Below are 1048 nucleotides of genomic sequence, written 5' to 3' on the forward strand. Positions count from 1 at the left end.
TGCTGCCATCCGAGATCGTTGGCCGCCCATTGAGATCATTATCACGTCCGGAAAAATTGTCCCGCAGTTTGACGATCTCCCCGTCAGAAGCCGGTTTCTTCCGAAACCCTACTCCTCGGCAGATTTGCTTCGGGCTGCACGGGAAATGATGCATTAGCCCTGGAAAATGAGGCTTAAAGGTGAGCGAGGGTCCGCTTTGGTAGGTCGGCTGACTGAGACCAGACTTTCTCCCATCCCTCCGGCTCCGCTTGCAAATTACTTTCGAAAATGCATTGTCATTCTGCTCGGTCCGCCTGCCGGGCAAACCGCTTCGGTGAAGACCCGGCGGCACGCGTGAACGCCGTGGTGAAAGCGCTCGCAGACTGAAAGCCGATAGAGAAGGCAATCTCGCTGATGCTCTTCGCCCCGCTTCTGAGCGCGTCCTTCGCATAGGCCATCCGCCAATGCAGCAGATACGTGATTGGTGCCATGCCAACCACCTGGCGAAATTTGTTGGCAAAGCTGGTTCGTGAGACGCCGCACAGAGCCGCCAGTTCGTCGAGCGTCCAAATGCGCGCCATATCCTGGTGCATGGCGGCCAGCGCGCGCGCTGTGACCGGATCTGCGAGACCTGCCAGCAAGTTGGCGCTGTTTTCACCCATCTGCCACCGATTGCTCCGAAGAATTTCGACCAGGATGAGTTCGACCAGCCGCACCAGGATAAACGCGCTGGCAGGCCCGGGCTGGCGCGCTTCCGTCTCGTTCATCGTCAGCAATGCCCGAATGCGTCCCAAAGACGTGTCGTCGGCAGCGATATAAACCAGAGGCGGCAGAAGATTGGCTAATAGGTCCTCGTTCGCCGTGTCAAAGATGAATTTCCCGGCATGGAGGATGACCCTTCGGTCGCCGCCCCCTCCCAGGGTCAGCCGCACATTCCGCGCTGCAGCGACAGCCTGCTCGCTGTCCACTGGATCGACTGACGGATCAGAGGCCAGCGTAAATGGCGCCACTGTTCGAATGAGCACGAAGTCTCCTCGCTTAATCAGCAGGGGAGCGCAATCCGGGCGTA

The 1048-nt window shown here is 58.8% G+C and carries 1 protein-coding gene; it reads right to left on the bottom strand.

All coding sequences use genetic code 11. The features are described 5' to 3' along the window. Nucleotides 1-275: 275 nt before the first annotated feature. On the bottom strand, nucleotides 276-1048 hold a 773-nt coding region (locus ASILVAE211_RS25825; RefSeq protein ID WP_227324213.1), incomplete at its 5' end, for a helix-turn-helix transcriptional regulator.

This window comes from Acidisoma silvae (genome assembly GCF_020618775.1).
Taxonomy (GTDB): Bacteria; Pseudomonadota; Alphaproteobacteria; order Acetobacterales; family Acetobacteraceae; genus Acidisoma; species Acidisoma silvae.